The 15,854-nt window shown below is 67.9% G+C and carries 17 protein-coding genes; 3 read left to right on the top strand and 14 right to left on the bottom strand.

Going from position 1 to position 15,854, the window contains the following annotated elements; all coding sequences use genetic code 11:
• Positions 1–86: 86 nt before the first annotated feature.
• The 7 genes from ACLBWH_RS04555 to gluQRS form a co-directional block, all read right to left on the bottom strand.
• Positions 87–233 carry a hypothetical protein gene (locus ACLBWH_RS04555; protein ID WP_322848336.1) on the bottom strand — a complete coding sequence of 49 codons (147 nt, stop codon included), beginning with the start codon at positions 231–233 and terminating at the stop codon, positions 87–89.
• Positions 230–1,099 carry a 3-hydroxybutyryl-CoA dehydrogenase gene (locus ACLBWH_RS04550; RefSeq protein WP_447797089.1) on the bottom strand — a complete coding sequence of 290 codons (870 nt, stop codon included), beginning with the start codon at positions 1,097–1,099 and terminating at the stop codon, positions 230–232. Before ACLBWH_RS04550 ends, ACLBWH_RS04555 begins: the two co-directional genes overlap by 4 nt.
• Before the next feature lie 56 nt (positions 1,100–1,155).
• Positions 1,156–2,133 carry an L-histidine N(alpha)-methyltransferase gene (gene egtD, locus ACLBWH_RS04545; protein ID WP_447797087.1) on the bottom strand — a complete coding sequence of 326 codons (978 nt, stop codon included), beginning with the start codon at positions 2,131–2,133 and terminating at the stop codon, positions 1,156–1,158.
• The gene (gene egtB / locus ACLBWH_RS04540; protein WP_447797086.1) at positions 2,134–3,384 is read right to left on the bottom strand and encodes an ergothioneine biosynthesis protein EgtB; all 1,251 of its coding nucleotides are present in this window, start codon (positions 3,382–3,384) and stop codon (positions 2,134–2,136) included. It abuts the gene before it with no gap.
• 360 nt (positions 3,385–3,744) lie between these two features.
• On the bottom strand, positions 3,745–4,293 hold the full coding sequence (locus tag ACLBWH_RS04535; RefSeq protein WP_447797084.1) for a cob(I)yrinic acid a,c-diamide adenosyltransferase: 549 nt from the start codon (positions 4,291–4,293) through the stop codon (positions 3,745–3,747).
• A gap of 4 nt (positions 4,294–4,297) precedes the next feature.
• Positions 4,298–4,528 carry a twin transmembrane helix small protein gene (locus ACLBWH_RS04530; RefSeq protein ID WP_038664354.1) on the bottom strand — a complete coding sequence of 77 codons (231 nt, stop codon included), beginning with the start codon at positions 4,526–4,528 and terminating at the stop codon, positions 4,298–4,300.
• 3 nt (positions 4,529–4,531) lie between these two features.
• Positions 4,532–5,404 (bottom strand): tRNA glutamyl-Q(34) synthetase GluQRS, encoded by an 873-nt coding sequence (gluQRS, locus tag ACLBWH_RS04525; protein ID WP_447797082.1) that lies wholly within the window; start codon positions 5,402–5,404, stop codon positions 4,532–4,534.
• A gap of 107 nt (positions 5,405–5,511) precedes the next feature.
• On the opposite strand from gluQRS, the gene ACLBWH_RS04520 reads away from it, so the two are divergent.
• From ACLBWH_RS04520 to ACLBWH_RS04510, 3 genes are all read left to right on the top strand, one after another.
• Positions 5,512–6,078, top strand: a complete 567-nt coding sequence (locus ACLBWH_RS04520; protein ID WP_038664347.1) for an HNH endonuclease — start codon at positions 5,512–5,514, stop codon at positions 6,076–6,078.
• A gap of 16 nt (positions 6,079–6,094) precedes the next feature.
• Positions 6,095–6,547: a hypothetical protein gene (locus ACLBWH_RS04515; protein WP_447797079.1), complete on the top strand. Its 453-nt coding sequence runs from the start codon at positions 6,095–6,097 to the stop codon at positions 6,545–6,547.
• 366 nt (positions 6,548–6,913) lie between these two features.
• The gene (locus tag ACLBWH_RS04510) at positions 6,914–8,017 is read left to right on the top strand and encodes a mechanosensitive ion channel family protein (protein ID WP_447797078.1); all 1,104 of its coding nucleotides are present in this window, start codon (positions 6,914–6,916) and stop codon (positions 8,015–8,017) included.
• On the opposite strand, the gene ACLBWH_RS04505 is transcribed toward ACLBWH_RS04510, so the two are convergent.
• The 7 genes from ACLBWH_RS04505 to ACLBWH_RS04475 form a co-directional block, all read right to left on the bottom strand.
• On the bottom strand, positions 7,956–9,377 hold the full coding sequence (locus tag ACLBWH_RS04505; protein ID WP_322847486.1) for an alpha,alpha-trehalose-phosphate synthase (UDP-forming): 1,422 nt from the start codon (positions 9,375–9,377) through the stop codon (positions 7,956–7,958). The genes ACLBWH_RS04510 and ACLBWH_RS04505 overlap by 62 nt on opposite strands.
• Entirely contained in the window at positions 9,359–11,137 is a 1,779-nt protein-coding gene (locus tag ACLBWH_RS04500; protein ID WP_447797075.1) for a glycoside hydrolase family 15 protein, read from the bottom strand. Before ACLBWH_RS04500 ends, ACLBWH_RS04505 begins: the two co-directional genes overlap by 19 nt.
• Positions 11,138–11,160: 23 nt before the next feature.
• A complete protein-coding gene (gene otsB, locus ACLBWH_RS04495; protein WP_447797074.1) occupies positions 11,161–11,907 on the bottom strand; it encodes a trehalose-phosphatase in 747 nt (248 codons plus the stop codon).
• A 64-nt stretch (positions 11,908–11,971) separates the two neighbouring features.
• Positions 11,972–13,021, bottom strand: coding sequence for an RICIN domain-containing protein (locus ACLBWH_RS04490; RefSeq protein WP_447797072.1), 1,050 nt, complete (start codon positions 13,019–13,021; stop codon positions 11,972–11,974).
• Between the two features lie 142 nt (positions 13,022–13,163).
• Positions 13,164–13,868, bottom strand: coding sequence for a phosphocholine cytidylyltransferase family protein (locus ACLBWH_RS04485; RefSeq protein WP_447797070.1), 705 nt, complete (start codon positions 13,866–13,868; stop codon positions 13,164–13,166).
• Entirely contained in the window at positions 13,868–14,959 is a 1,092-nt protein-coding gene (locus ACLBWH_RS04480; protein ID WP_322847491.1) for an inositol-3-phosphate synthase, read from the bottom strand. The genes ACLBWH_RS04485 and ACLBWH_RS04480 overlap by 1 nt, the downstream gene beginning before the upstream one ends.
• Positions 14,956–15,816 (bottom strand): CDP-alcohol phosphatidyltransferase family protein, encoded by an 861-nt coding sequence (locus tag ACLBWH_RS04475; protein ID WP_447797068.1) that lies wholly within the window; start codon positions 15,814–15,816, stop codon positions 14,956–14,958. Before ACLBWH_RS04475 ends, ACLBWH_RS04480 begins: the two co-directional genes overlap by 4 nt.
• Positions 15,817–15,854 lie beyond the last annotated feature (38 nt).

Genomic DNA, 15,854 nt, shown 5'->3' with positions numbered 1-15,854 from the left:
CTGGCCGTATGCGGAAACGCCCCCTCCACCACGGCCTTCGGCCGCGGTCCCCCTCCCCCGCTAAAGCGAGGGAGGAATTGGCGGAGTTATTCGTCGGTCCGCATCTTCACCTTGTTGGGCAGGTCTTTGCCCTTGGTGCGGCGCGAGGGGAGCTGCACCGGGTTCTTCTTCTTCCATTCCTTGTAGGTCATCGGCCCGTCGGGCGTGTCGACCATCGTATCGTCGAGGCTCATCGTGTCGGCTCCGGGGTGGCGCCGCTGTAATCGTAGAAGCCGCGGCCGGTCTTGCGGCCGTACCAGCCGGCCTCGACGTACTTCACCAGCAGCGGGGCAGGGCGGAACTTGGGGTCGCCGGTCCCTTCGAACAACACCCGCGTGATCTCCAGGCAGGTGTCGAGACCGATGAAATCAGCGAGCGTCAGCGGCCCCATGGGGTGGTTAAGCCCCAATTGGCAGGCGAGGTCGATGTCGCGGATCGTCGCGACGCCCTCGCCCAGCGCGAACACCGCCTCGTTGATCATCGGCATCAGCACGCGGTTGACGATGAAACCCGGCGCATCGTTGGCGCGGACCACCGCCTTGCCGAGCCGGTCGGCATAGGCCTCGATCACGCCGACGGTCGCATCGGAGGTGGCGAGGCCGCGGATCACCTCGATCAGCCCCATCACCGGCACCGGGTTGAAGAAATGCACGCCGATGAACCGCTGCGGATCGGGCGAACTCTGCGCCAGCCGGGTGATCGGGATCGACGAGGTGTTGGAGGCGAGGATCGCGTCGGGACCGAGCACCTTGCCGACCTGACCGAAGATCGCGCGCTTGATCTCCTCGCGCTCGGTCGCCGCCTCGATGACGAGACCGCAATCGGCCATCGCCTCGACGCTGGCGACGGGTTCGATCCGGGCGAGCGTCGCGTCACGGCTCGCGGCGTCGATCTTCTCCTTGTCGACCGCGCGGGCGAGCAATTTGGCGATTCCCGCCTTACCCGCCTCGGCGCGCTCGACCGACACGTCGCTCAACAGCACACGATAGCCCGCCGCCGCCGATACCTGCGCGATGCCCGCGCCCATCTGGCCCGAACCGATGACTCCGACTGCCTGCACGTCCATCTCCTATGCTTTTGACACGCCATAGCCGCTTTCGGCGCGTCTGCCAGCCGTCAGGGGGCGGGGCGCTCGGCCTGCGCTTCGGCGAGGAACAGGCCGAACAGGCCGTCGGGATCGGTCCATTCGCGGACCGGCGTCCAGCCTCCCGAGCGCAGCAGGATGCGTGCGTCGCGCGAGCCGTATTTGTGGCTGTTCTCGGTGTGGATGCTCTCGCCGGCCGCCATTTCGAACGCGCGACCGTCGACCGTGAAGGCGACGTCGCGGGTGGCGACGAGGTGCATCTCGATCCGCGCGCGATCGTCGTTCCAGCGCGCCTCATGCGCGAAGGATTCGACGGGAATCGTGCCGGAAAGCTCACGATTGATGCGGTCGAGCACATTGCGGTTGAACGCCGCGGTGACGCCGCCGGCATCATCGTAGGCGGCGACCAAGGTCGCCTCGTCCTTGATCCGGTCCATGCCGATCAGCAGCATCGCGCCTTCGCCCAGCGATGCGCGCATCGTGCGGAGCAGGTCGACCGCCATCAGCGGGATCATGTTGCCGATCGTCGAGCCGGGGAAGAAACCGAGCTTGGGCGTATCGGCGACGGTGTGCGGCAGGGTGAGCGGGCGCATGAAATCCGCCTCGAACGGCAGCACCAGCAAGCCGGGGAAGGCTTCCGACAGAGCGCGGGAGGATTCGCGCAGGAAATCGCCCGAGATATCGATCGGGACATAGGCGGAGGGTTCGGTGCAGCGCAGCAGCAGCGGCGTCTTGACCGACGAGCCCGAGCCGAATTCGACGACCGCGCGGCCGCGGCCGGCGATGTCGGCGACTTCCGGACAGATCGTCTTAAGGATCGCGGTCTCGGTGCGGGTCGGATAATATTCGGGGACGTTGGTGATGTCCTCGAACAATTCGGAGCCGCGACGGTCGTAGAACCAGCGCGCGGGGATCGCCCGCGGACGCCGTTCCAGCCCGGCGAGCACATCGGCGCGGAACTGCGGATCGGCGAGCGTCTGCTCGCCGTCCTCGACTTCGGGCTTCAACATCTAGAGGTCCTTGGCGAGCCGCACGCCGGTGAACTGCCAGCGCTGATGCGGGTAGAAGAAGTTGCGGTAGCTGGCGCGGGCGTGGCCGCGCGGCGTCGCGCAGCTGCCGCCGCGCAGCACGAACTGGCCGCTCATGAACTTGCCGTTATATTCGCCGACCGCGCCCTCGATCGTGCGGAAGCCGGGGTAGGGGCGGTAGGCGCTGCCGGTCCATTCCCAGACGTCGCCGAAAAAGGCGGGGCCGGATGCGGGGCGCGGCTCGACCGGGCCGGCGGCATCCATCTGGTTGCCGCCGCGCGCGTCCCGTGCCTGCGCCGCGGCCTCCCATTCGAATTCGGTCGGCAGGCGGGCGCCGGCCCAGCTCGCGTACGCGTCCGCCTCGTACAGGCTGACGTGCGTCACCGGCGCGGCGGGATCAATCGCGCGACGGCCGTCGAGGCCGAAGCGCGTCCAATTGCCGTCGCGCTCCTCCCAATAGAGCGGCGCGACGATCGCCTCCGCCTTTACCCACGCCCAGCCGTCGGCGAGCCAGTGCGCAGGATCGCGATAGCCGCCATCGGCGATGAACGCCGCCCATTCGCCGTTGGTGACGGTGCGGTCGGCGAGCGCATGCGGCGCGAGCAGGGCGTCGTGGCGCGGGCCTTCGCAGTCGAAGGCGAAACCGTCGCCGTCATGGCCGATGCGGACGATGCCGCCGGCATGGTCGATCCAGCGGATCGGGCCGGGCATCGCCACCGGCACCTTGGGCGCGGCGGGCCAGATCGCCGGTTCGAGCGGATTCTCGCCGAACAGGTGCAGGATGTCAGTGACGAGCAGCTCCTGATGCTGCTCCTCGTGGTGGCAGCCGAGCGCGACCAGCTCACGCGCCGCCGCGGGCAGATCGGGCAGCGCGGCGGCGAGCGCGGCATCGACGTGGGCACGATAGGCGCGGACCTCGTCGAGCGTCGGGCGGGTGATCATGCCGCGCCGGTCGCGCGCGTGGCGGCGCCCCTCCGCCTCGTAATAGCTGTTGAACAGGAACGGGAAGCGGTCGTCGTGGAGCTGATAGCCGGGGACGTGGTCGCGCAGCACGAAGGTTTCGAAGAACCATGTCGTATGCGCGAGATGCCATTTGGTCGGCGACGCGTCCGGCATCGACTGGACGGTGGCGTCGGCGTCGGACAGCGGCGCGGCGAGCGCCAGCGTCAGCGCGCGGACGGCGCGGTAGCGTTCGGAAAGCGGCGCGAGCGGCTCGGGTGCGATCTTCAACATGGCTGGCCTCCCCCGCGCGCCTTAACGCAAGTCAGGACAGCGCGCGAAACAGCAAAGGGTTGCAGCCGGGACGGACGTTTTGGCAGATGTCATGCGATTTCGATGAGTTGGGGCTTTTTATACTCGCTCCGGTTACGCGGATCGAGCATCGCGATGCGCTCCGCTGAGCAGAAGAATGGTTCACGCGAAGGCGCGAAGGTGTCGCGCTTGCCGCAGTGGCGGCCCGTCATATCAACCGCTTGCGATGACAGGGCCACGCTTGCCGCGGGCGCGACACCTTCGCGTCTTCGCGCCTTCGCGTGAACAAAAATCCTTGGTGCAGGAGCAGGCGGAGCGAATGTCCCGCGAGGAACGACGGTCCTAGCGGCTCGCGCCCGGCCGCCACAGCACGTCGCCGGCGCCGGCGCCGTTGACCACGCGGGTGGCGACGAACAGCCAGTCGGACAGGCGGTTGAGATAGGCGAGCGCCGGCGGGTTGAGCCCGTCGACCGCCACCGCGCTGCGCTCGGCACGGCGGACGATGGCGCGGGCGAGGTGCAATGCCGCGGCGGCGGGATCGCCGCCGGGCAGGATGAAGCTGGTCAGCGGGCCGAGATCGGCGTTCATCGCGTCGATCTCCGCCTCCAGCCGCGCGACCTGTGCAGGAACGATGCGCAACGCGCCGTCGATCCCCAGCGGGGTGGCGATGTCGGCGCCGAGGTCGAACAGATCGTTCTGGATGGTCAGCAGCGTCGCGGCGGGGGACCGTTCGCCGAGCGCGGCGATCGCGACGCCGATCGCGCTATTGGCCTCGTCGACGTCACCGATCGCCGCCATGCGCGGATCCGCCTTGGACACGCGCGAACCGTCGACGAGGCCGGTCGTGCCGGCGTCGCCGGTGCGCGTGTAGATGCGGTTGAGCTTGACCAACGGCTCAGGTGCGTCCGGCGAGGAACAGGATCAGCACCACGATCAGGATCGCGATCGCCTGGAAGAAGATGCGCATCTGCATCATCTTGTTCGACTTGAGCGAGGCGGCGGAGGGGCCTTGGCCGTCGCGGACCTGCGCGTGTGATTCCTGGAGGAAGGCGATGACGCCCCGGACCAAAGCGACCACCGTCGCCAGCATCGCCGCGATCAGCAGGAGGACGAGGAAGGTGTTCATCCGCTATAGGTAAGCGCTTGCGACCGCAAAGCCAATGGGAAGCCGGCCGGCGCGGATATCGTCCGCCAGCGCCGCCCCGTCCCGACCCGCGGCGCGCAGATCGGCGAGCGCGGGCGCGCCGTTGCGCTTGGCGAGGCGCGTGCCGTCGGGGCCGAGCAGGAGCGGATGGTGGCGGTAGCGCGGCGTCGGCAGGCCGAGCAGCGCCTGCAACAGCCGGTGGATGTCGGTCGCGCGCATCAGGTCGCGGCCGCGCACCACGTCGGTGATCCCCTGCGCGGCATCGTCGATCGTCACCGCGAGGTGGTAGCTCGCCGGCGCGTCCTTGCGCGCGAGGACGACGTCGCCGAACGCCTGCGGGTCCGCGCGCTGCGGTCCGGCGATCCCGTCGGTCCAGTCGAGCGCGCCGGCCTGCGCGACGGCGCGGTCCATTGCCAGCCGCCACGCATGCGGCGTGCCCGCGGCGATCCGCGCGGCGACGTCGCCCGCGGACAGATGCCGGCAGGTGCCGGGATAGATGAGCCCGTCCGGCCCGTGATGCGGGGCCGAGGCGCTCGCCGCGATATCGGCGCGGGTGCAGAAACAGGGGTAGAGCAGGTCGCGCGCGCGCAGCCCGGCGAGCGCCGCTTCGTAGACGGCGAGCCGGGTCGACTGGCGCAGCACCGGCCCGTCCCAGCGCAGCCCGAGCCACGCGAGATCCTCTTCAATCGCCGCGACGAAGCCCTCGCGGCTGCGCGTGCCGTCGATATCCTCGATGCGCAGCAGGAAGCCGCCGCCCGCCGCACGCGCGTGATCGTGCGCCTGGAGCGCGGCATAGGCATGGCCGAGGTGCAGCCGCCCGGTCGGGCTCGGCGCGAAACGGGTGCGCGCGCCGCTCACGCCCGCACCCCGCCGCAGAAGGCTTGACCGGGATCGACCCGCCGTGCTGTCATACCAGCGTCACTCTCGTGGGCGACATGGCCCGCGGGTAATCCGTGGGAGGAGCCGTGTTTCATCCCGATCTGATCCGTCACCCCGACAATTGTCCGGCGCTGGTGCTCAACGCCGATTATACGCCGCTGTCTTATTATCCGCTGAGCGTCTGGCCGTGGCAGACCGCGATCAAGGCGGTGTTCCTCGATCGCGTCGACATCGTCGCGCATTACGAACGCTCGGTGCGCAGCCCGACCGCGGAGATCAAGCTGCCCTCGGTGATCGCGCTGAAACAATATGTGCGTCCTTCGGCGTTTCCGGCGTTCACCCGCTTCAACCTGTTCCTGCGCGACCGCTTCGCCTGCCAATATTGCGGCGTCGGGCGCGACCTGACCTTCGACCATGTCGTGCCGCGCGCGCAGGGCGGACGGACGACGTGGGAGAATGTCGTCACCGCCTGCGCGCCGTGCAACCTCAAGAAGGGCGGGCGGACGCCGAAACAGGCGCATATGCCGCTGTACGTCGAGCCGATCCGGCCGACCAACTGGCATTTGCAGGAACATGGCCGCGCCTTTCCGCCCAACTATCTCCACGACACGTGGCACGACTGGCTCTACTGGGACGTTGAGCTGGAAGCGTAACGAACGGAGACCGGGTTTGCGAACGGGGATCATCATCGCGGCGGGCCTCGCCGCCGCGGGCGCGCTGGCCGGCTGTGGCCAACGCGAGGACAAGGTGGCGGCAGCGGACGCCAATGCCGCCGGCTTCGTGCCGCCCGCGGTGACCAGCCGCGTCGACTTCACCAGCACGATGGAGCGGCGCTTCCGCACGCTCGACCGCAACGCGGACGACCGGCTCGACAAGACCGAGCTGCCCCGCCAGAACAGCCGCCTGATGAGCCTCGACCGCAACGGCGACGGCGTCATCAGCCTGATCGAATGGGACGAGGGCACGCTCAAGCGCTTCGACCAGATGGACCTCAACCACGACGGCACCGTCACCTCGGAAGAGGAAAAGGAATGGCGCGCCGCCCGCGATGCGGGCCGCGAGCCGGCGACGCGCCCGACCGCACCGGTGCCGGGCGATCCGCTGGGGAACGGCAAGTCCTAGGGGGGCGACAATCAGCAATTCCTCCCCCGCCAGGGGGAGGTGGCATGCCGCAGGCATGACGGAGGGGGAGGACGGAACGCAAGTCGTCGCTTACCTCCCCCTCCGTCACGGCTTCGCCGCGCCACAGTGCCGGGTCGGTCATGCCCCCGGCATGACCTTGAACGGCCGGGGGCCGTTCAACCCGGCACTCCCTTGCGGGGGAGGAATTACAAGGAATGCTCTCTGCGCCTCTGCGCACTTCTTCTTCTCTCCGCGCCTCCGCGTGAACCATTCTCTTCGCGTCTTCGCGTGAACAACCCTCTTCGCACCCGCAGCATATTCGCCGTGGGCAAGGGAGCCTTAACCTCGGTCGTGCGTGTTAGCTCGATGCGTATCCCCTATCTCGACGTGACGTTGCCCGAATGGCAGGCCCGGTTGGCGGGGGTGCTGGTGTTCGTGCTGATCCTGGCACTGGTGCATCGCATCCTGTTCGCGGTGCTGCGCAAGGTCGCCAACCGGACCGCGACCAAGACCGACGATATCCTGATCGCGCGGCTGGGGCGGCCGACTTTTTGGCTGATGATCGGCGTCGCGCTCGCGGCGTCGGGGCCGGGGCTCGACCTGCCGCGCTATTGGGAGACGATCTGGCAGCGGGTGATCGGGCTGCTCACCCCGGCGATGTTCGGCTGGATGCTGCTCGCCGCGCTGACCGCCTATCGCGACCTCAGCGAGGTGCGGTTCGACATCACCGCGACCGACAATCTGCGCGCCCGGCGGCGGCGGACGCGGATCAGCATCCTCCACCGGATCGGCGTGTTCGTGCTGGTCCTGCTGACCGTGATGATGATGCTGATGAGCATTCCCAGCGTCCGGACGATCGGCGTGACGCTGGCGGCATCCGCCGGTGTCGCCGGCCTCGCGATCGGCGCCGCCGCGCAACCGGCGCTCAAGAATCTGATCGCTGGTATCCAGATGGCGTTCACCGAGCCGATCCGCATCGACGACGTCGTCATCATCGACAACGAATGGGGGCGGATCGAGGACATCCGCCTGACCTATGTCGTCGTCCGCATCTGGGACGACCGGCGGCTGGTGGTGCCGGTGTCGAAATTCCTCGAGAACAGCTTCCAGAACTGGACGCGCGAGACGAGCGCGCTGCTCGGATCGGTGTTCTGGTATCTCGACCCCGCCGCCGACGTGCCGCGCATCCGCGCCAGACTGGAAGAGGTCGTCCGCGCCAACCCGCGGTGGGACCAGCGCTTCTTCAACCTTCAGGTGACCGATTCCAAGCCCGACGGGACGATGGAAGTGCGCGGGCTGATGACCGCCAAGGACGCCTCGACCGCGTTCGACCTGCGCTGCGACGTGCGCGAGGCGATCTACGCCTTCATCCGCGCGGAAATGCCCGAGGCCTTGCCCCGCGAACGGATCATGCGTGCTCCGTCTGCTCCTGCTCCGTCTCCACTGTCGGACCCATCAGCGCATCGGTGAAGGTCTTGCGCCACCAGCCGATATCCTCGCGCATCAGCACATCCATCATCTTGGTCCAGCGCTCGATCCGCTCTTCCTTGGGCATGCGCAGCGCGCGCATGATCGCGTCGGACATCTCCTCGGCGGAATAGGGATTGATCAGCAGCGCGTCGGTGAGCTGGCAGGCGGCGCCCGCGAAGCGCGACAGGATCAGCACGCCGGGATCCTCCGGATTCTGCGCGGCGACATATTCCTTGGCGACGAGGTTCATGCCGTCGCGCAGCGGCGTGACGAGCCCGATCTTGGCGGCGCGATAGATGCCGGCGAGCACGTCGCGCGGATAGCCCTGGTTGACGTAGCGGATCGGCACCCAGTCGATATCGGCATAGCCGCCGTTGATCCGCCCCGCGAGCCCTTCGAGCGTGCTGCGGATCTTCTGGTAGCTGCCGACCGCGCCGCGGCTGGGGGGCGCGATCTGGAGCAGGGTGACTTCTTTGCGCTCCTCGGGATGTTCCACGAGGAAGCGTTCGTAGCCGAGGAACCGCTCCTCCAGCCCCTTGGAATAATCGAGCCGGTCGACGCCGACGATCATGTCGCGGCCGACCGCGGCGTCGCGCATCTGGCGAAAGGCGAGCCGCCCGCGCGTGCTGGTCGCGAGATCGGCGAATTCCCTGGCATCGATGCCGATCGGGCAGGCCATCACCCTGACCCGGCGGTCGTCGAGGACGAGGTCGCTCCCCTCCATATGCGCGCCGAGTTCGTGCATGGCATAGTCGCAGAAGCTCTGCAGCCATTCCTCGGTATGGAAGCCGATGACGTCATAGGCGAACAGGCTGCGCACCAGCGCCTGCGCCTCGGGCAGGATCGACAGCAGGCGGCGCGGTGGCCAGGGGATGTGCAGGAAGAAGCCGAGCCGGTTGGTCGCGCCGCGCTTGCGCAATTCCTCGCCGAGCGGGAACAGGTGATAGTCCTGGATCCAGACCGCATCGTCCTCTTCGATCAGCGGCTGGACGGTGTCGGCGAAGCGTTCGTTGACACGCTGATAGCCGCCGGCGAATTCGCGTTCGTATTCCGCCAGATCGACGCGGTAATGGAACAGCGGCCACAAGGTGCGGTTGGCATAGCCGTTGTAATATTCGTCGATATCCTGCTCTTCGAGGTCGACGGTCGCGGTGGTGACGCCCTCGTTGCGCTGGAAGGTGATCTGGCCGGTATATTCGTCGGTCTGATCGCCCGACCAGCCGAACCACATGCCCTTATATTCGCGCAGCGCGGAGGCGAGCGCGACGGCAAGGCCACCCTGTGCCCCGGAATCGGAGCCCTTCGGGGCGGAAACGCGATTGGATATGATGATCAGACGGCTCAGCGGATCGAACTCCATGGTTTCGACAACAGGGCGGCACAATTGATCATGCCGACCAGGGAATAGGTCTGCGGGTAATTGCCCCACAATTCGCCCGATGTCGGGTCGATATCCTCGGAAAGAAGCCCCGCTGCGGTGCGCCGTGCCAGCATCTCGTCGAACAGCGCACGCGCATCGGCGTGGCGGCCGGTGAAATGCAGCGCCTCGATCAGCCAGAAGGTGCAGACGTTGAACGCGGTCTCGGGCAGGCCGAAATCGTCCTCGGTGTCGTAGCGCAGCATGTGGCTGCCGCGGCGCAGGCCCTTCTCGACCGCCTCCAGCGTGCCGATGAAGCGGGGATCGTCGGGCTCGAAGAAGCGCAGGTCGAGCAACTGGATCAGGCTGGCGTCGAGATCGTCGCCCGAGAAGGTCGCCGACATGCGGTTGGTCTCGGGCCGCCACGCGCGCGTCTCGATCTCGGCGCGGATCGTGTCGGCGCGCTGCTGCCAGAAGGCGCAGCGATCGGGCAGGTCGAGCGCATGCGCGGCATTGGCGAGCCGGTCGCACGCCGCCCAGCACATCGCCGACGAATAGGTGTGGACGCTCTGCCGCGTGCGCAGCTCCCACAGGCCGGCGTCGGGCTGGTCGTGGAACTGCCAGGCGCGTTCGCCGACATGCTCCAGGCTCTCGAAATCCTCGCGGCCCGACAGGCGGAACAGGCGCTGGTCGAAGAAGGCGTGGACGCTGCACAGCACGATCTGGCCGTAGGCATCGTGCTGGATCTGCTCATAGGCCTGGTTGCCGACGCGCACCGGCCCCATGCCGCGATAGCCGCCGAGGCCGGGCGCGAAACGCTCCTCCAGCGTCGGTTCGCCGAGCACGCCGTACAAGGGCTGGATATGGCCGCCCGCGGCATTGTCGACGATGTTGCGGAGATAGCCGAGATAGCCCTCCAGCACGTCGAGCGCGCCCAGCCGGTTGAGCGCCTGCACGGTGTAATAGGCGTCGCGCACCCAGCAATAGCGATAGTCCCAGTTGCGCTCCGACCCGGCATGTTCGGGAATCGAGGTGGTGAGCGCGGCGACGATCGCGCCGGTCTCCTCGTGCTGGCACAATTTGAGCGTGATCGCCGAGCGGATCACCACGTCCTGCCATTCGAGCGGGATGGCGAGGCCGCGCACCCATTCCTGCCATTCGGCGATCGTCTGCGCGAGCATCGCCTCCAGCGTCTCGGCGAGATCGCCGCTGAAGCTCTCGTCCGGCCCGAGGAAGAAATGCAGCGGCCGTTCGAGGCGGAAGGCGCGTTCCTCCTGCACCATGCCGATCGGCGCGGTGGTGGTGAGGCGGAGCTGCATCGAATCGAGCAGGATACGCAGATGGTTGGAGCCGCCGATCTGCTCGCGGCAGGTGCCGCCCCAGCCGCAGGTGGTGCGCAGCTTGACGGTGACGCGCGGGCTGCCCGCGGTCGGCCGGACGATGCGCGCAAAGGCGACCGGGCGATAGGTGCGGCCGGTGCGCACGAACCGCGGGCAGAAGTCGATCACCTCCAGCGCGTTGCCCGCATCGTCGGTATGCGTGCTGACCAGGATCGGGGTGTTGCGGATGTAATGCTGCTCGACCTTCACCGAATTCTCGATGCCGATCGACCAATAGCCGCTGTCGGGCTGCGCACCGCCGACCAGCGCCGAGAACAGCGGATCGCCGTCGACGCGCGGCACGCACGCCCAGACGAAGCGGCCGGCGCGGTCGATCAGTGCACTGACCTGGCAATTGCCGATCGGCCAGAGGTCGACGCTCACAGCGGACGCATCGGGCGTGGAGGTCATGCAGCGAGGCTTTCGGTTGCGGCTTCGAGCCATTGGAGGGTCTGGGCGACGCTTTCGAGACGATAAGCGGCGGCGGTGTCGCGCGGCGCGCCGATCAGCACGCCGGCGCCGCCGAGCGCACGTGCGGCGATCATCGCGGGTTCGTCGGTATCGTCGTCGCCGAGGAAGACGGGGCGCTTGCCGGTCATCGCGGGGCTCTGCATCAGCGCGGCGAGCGCGGTACCCTTGTCGGCGCCGGGCACGCGCACCTCGACCATCATCTTGCCGGTCTGCAGTTGGAGGCCGGCGTCCGCGGCGAGGCGGCTGGCCAGATCGTGCGCCCCGGCTTCGGCAGCGGGGACGGCGCGATAGTGGAGTGCGGCGCCGAGTGGCTTCTCCTCGACCAACACCCCGGATGTTGCAGTTGCGAAGGCTTTCATCTCGGTCACTATACGGTCGAGGGCGGCCGGGCGTTCCGCGCGGGTGTGACGACCGTCGGGCCAGAGCACCTCGAGGCCGTGGCTACCCGAGACGGCGAAATGCGGATCGCCGAACAGCGCGCGGATGCCGCTGACCGGGCGCCCGGAAATGATCGCGACGCGGCCGTCGAGCCGGTCCGACAGCCGCTCGATCAGCGCGGCGAGGCGAGCGTCGACCGCGACCGCCTCCGGATGCTCGGCAAGCTCGACCAGCGTACCGTCGAAGTCGAGGAACAACGCGGCGTCGCGCAGCAGGTCGGCGGGGGGCGGGGGGAGGTGCGTCACGCGGCGCGGTGTCGGGGATCGGGCGGCGGGGGTCAAGGTGGCGGTGGCGCTACGGCCCGGACAATTACCGGACGAGCCGCCATTGCTGATTAGGGTGGAAGCCGCAACTCCACAGCCGCAGCGGCGCGCCAATCGCGAGATTGCCGATATTGTCGAGACAGGTCTCCGTCTCTCGATTGCGCAGCAGGAACCAGCCCGGCTCGCCGACCGGCATCATCTCCCATTGCTGGCGCTTGCCCTCGGCGGCGGCAACCAGCGTCGTCGGGCCATTGTCGCCAGTGACGCCGGTCGATGCGAGGGCGAGACCCGAATCTACGTTGGTAAGAGTGACGAAGCCGTGGGCGAAACCGACCCGCCATTGCTGCGTCGCCCCGGTCGCATTGGCTGCGCCGACCGGCGCGCTGCCGCTTGTTGCGCCTTGCAGCACTCGTTCGCTCGATCGGTTCTGAAAGCGGCGGGTGCCGGCGACCGCAGCGGCGGCATCGGTCGCCAACCCCATGTCGACGCGTTGCGCGCTGACGAGCTGCGTGTTGCGCTGCGTCTCGCGAAATTCGGAGTCGTAGTTGAGGCCGTATGGCCAGAAATGCTGGGTGTCGGCGTTGAGCAGCGCGTCGTCGCCGTCGAACCCCCTGAGCCGGGTTACGGTCAGCGCGCCAGTGAAATGGCCGTTCCTGACGAGGTCGCCCCATGCCGCGACCGATCCAGATCCCAGCCAATGCGCCAGTTCGTGCAAGGCGATGCGGCGGCCGATCGAACCGCCGAAGCGGATCTGGCCCTGATAGCCGGCGTCCGCGGTCGGCGTCGCGGCGCCGTAGACGACCGATACGGTACCGGGAAAGTCGGCGATCGCATTGGTGTGCGCGACGGCGAAATCCATCGCGTCGCGGATCGCGACGACCTTGTCGGCGGGGGTGTCGGCGGCGAGCGTATAGGTAAGGCTGCCGATCGTATAAGGCTCGACCGCTGCGGCGGGTGCTGGCGTCGGAGAGGCGTTCGGCGCCGGCGAGGCGGTCGCCGTCGGTAAAGGCGTCGGCGCCGGCGTGACGGCGACCGGTGCGGATGATCCGTTACTTGCCCCACCGCATGCCGCAAGCGGAACTCCGACCGTCAGCAATAAGGATAAGCAGCGAAGGGATAGCATCGACGATCTCGACCATGGTGTCGGGGCACCGGGATCGTCGCACTACGTCCAAACGCGTTAAAGAACTAAGTTCACATTGGCCATATCCGATCAGCGGTGCCTGCTTCCAGGCGGATCACGCCGCCAGCTTGGTCATCCAGCCTTCGGCGTGTGCGAAGGCGGGGGCGTCGTCGACGTCCAGCCAGTCGAGGTCGCTGCAGTCGACGATCTTCGCCGAGCCTTCCGCGGCGAGCAGGCGGACGCCTTCGGTGAGCGAGGGGCTGTCGAGCGTCGCCAGCACCTCGAAGAAGCGCTGCGAGACCGCGAAGATGCCGGTGTCGTAGCAATCGTGGGGTTCGAGGCCCTTGCCGATCGCGACGATCGCGTCGCCGCGGGTCGCGACGCAGGTGACGTCGAGCGGGTCGACCCAGGCATGACCCAGACGGCGATCGATGCCGAGCCGCAGGCCGGCGCCGGCGCCGGCCTTCGCCAGGCGGCGATAGTGGCGCGGCTGGACGAGGTGGTCGCACATCGCGAGCACCGCGCCCTCCGGACCGACCAGCGCCCGCGCCGCCAGCGCCGAGACGCCGTTGGGCTGGTGATAGTCGGTCATCACCGTCACCACCTCGAGCGGCCATTGCCGGCCGGCGAGATGGGCGGCGATCGCATCGGCGCCATAGCCGAGCGAGACGATCGCGCGGGTGAGGCCTGCCGCCGCCATGCCGTCGAGCGCATGGTCGATCAAGGCACGCCCCGCCACCGGGCAGAGCGGCTTGAACGGCGTGACCGAACGGAGCCGGCTGCCCTGTCCGGCGGCGAGCAACAGGCCCGTGGTGATCATCAGGCGGCCTTGATGAACTCTTCGACCGCGATCTGCGCGAGGTCGTCGGTCATCTGGGTGCGCGGATGCTTGCAGAAATAGGCGCTGGCGGGATCGATGACGCCGGCGATGCCGCGGTCCTTGGCGATCGCGGCGCAGCGGATCATGTCGATCGCGACACCCGCCGAATTGGGCGAATCCTCGACCGACAGGCGCAGTTCCAGGTTCATCGGTACGCCGCCGAACAACTGGCCTTCCATGCGCAGGAAGCAGACCTTGTTGTCGTTCTGCCACGGCACGTAATCCGACGGGCCGATGTGGACGTTGTCGTCGTCGAGCCGCTCGGCGGCGACCGACTGGACCGCTTCGGTCTTCGAGATCTTCTTCGATTCGAGACGGCGGTGGTTCGACATGTTGAGGAAGTCGGTGTTGCCGCCGGTGTTGAGCTGATAGGTCCGGTCGAGCTTGACGCCGCGCTTGGCGAACAGATCGGTCAGCACGCGATGGACGATCGTCGCGCCGAGCTGCGCCTTGATGTCGTCGCCGATGATCGCGACGCCGGCATCCTCGAACCGCTTCGCCCATTCGGGATTCGACGCGATGAAGACCGGGATGTTGTTGACGAAGGCGACGCCCGCCTCGAGCGCGCATTCGGCGTAGAATTCGGTCGCCTGCTGGCTGCCGACGGGCAGATAGTTCATCAGCACGTCGGTGCCGGACGCCTTCAGCTCGGCGACGATCTCGGCCTTGCTCGGCTGGGTGTCGTTGGCGACGATGAAGGTACGGTCGTCCTTATAGTCGGCCATATGGTCGGCGACGCCGTCGAGCACCGCGCCCATCTTCACGACGGTGCCGGTCGCCGGCACGTTGGCGGCGAACACCGCGGTGCAATTGGGCTTGGCGAAGATCGCCTCGGCGACGTCCTTGCCGACCTTGCGCGTATCGACGTCCCAGGCCGCGACGACCTTGATGTCGGAGGGCTTATAGCCGCCCAGCTCCCAGTGCATCAGGCCGACGAGATCGTTGGCGCCTTCGCGATAATGCTCCAGCCCCTGGACGAGCGAGCTCGCGCAGTTGCCGATGCCGACGATGGCGATGTTGATGCTCTTCATGAATGACCCTGTTCGCTTGGATAAAGAATGGAATGCGGCGTAACGCCGTGAACGAAACGGCGCTCGACGCGCCGGTGACGGTAGAGGCCGACCGCGCAGACCAGCGTCAGCGGGACGATCTCGAACCAGAAGAAGAGGCGCGGGCTGCCGAGCAGGCACGCGACGCACACCGCCCAGACGCGGACGTTGGCGGTGAGCAGCGACTGCAGCCGCATCACCGGAACGGCGGCGGCGGCATAAGCGGCGGCGAACGCACCCTGATCCTCGGCGGCGCCGAAGCGGCGCTCGAACGGCATCGAGATGCGATCGACCGAGCCGGCGACGCTGTCGTAGAGACGGACGAGGAACATGCCGGCCGGCACCGGCACCGCCGCGAGCGGCGCGGCGCGGGTGCGGCGGTGGAAGCGGGCGCGCTCGCCCTCGTAGAGGCTCGACTGGACCGCGTGGCAGCCGCCCGCGGCGATGGCGAGCATCCAGCCGCCGGTGGTGCCGATCGTCCAGGCGAGCGCGATATAGATCAGCGCGAAGACGCCATGGTCGCACAGGCCGTCCAGCGTGCGGCCGAGCGCGCTCGCGGTCTTGGTCGCGCGCGCGATCATGCCGTCGAGCCCGTCGGCGACCAGCCACGCGACCGAGAAGACCAGCCCGACCAGCGCCATCGCCGGATTGCTCCAATGCGCATAGGCGATCGCCGCGATCGTACCGCAGGCAAGACCGATCAACGAGACCATATTGGCCGAAACGCCGTGTCGCAGGGCAAGGGGGAGCAAAGCGTGCGACGCGGGGTGAATCAGGTAGAGATTCGATGGGTCCTCGATCCGGCGATCGCGCGAGCCATCCCGGGGAGGCGGTGTCATCAGATCTTCATAATGCGCCCGCCCCCTTATAAAGGCAA

The organism is Sphingomonas sp. M6A6_1c (assembly GCF_053345135.1).
This window is presented reverse-complemented; position numbering and strand designations above follow the sequence as displayed.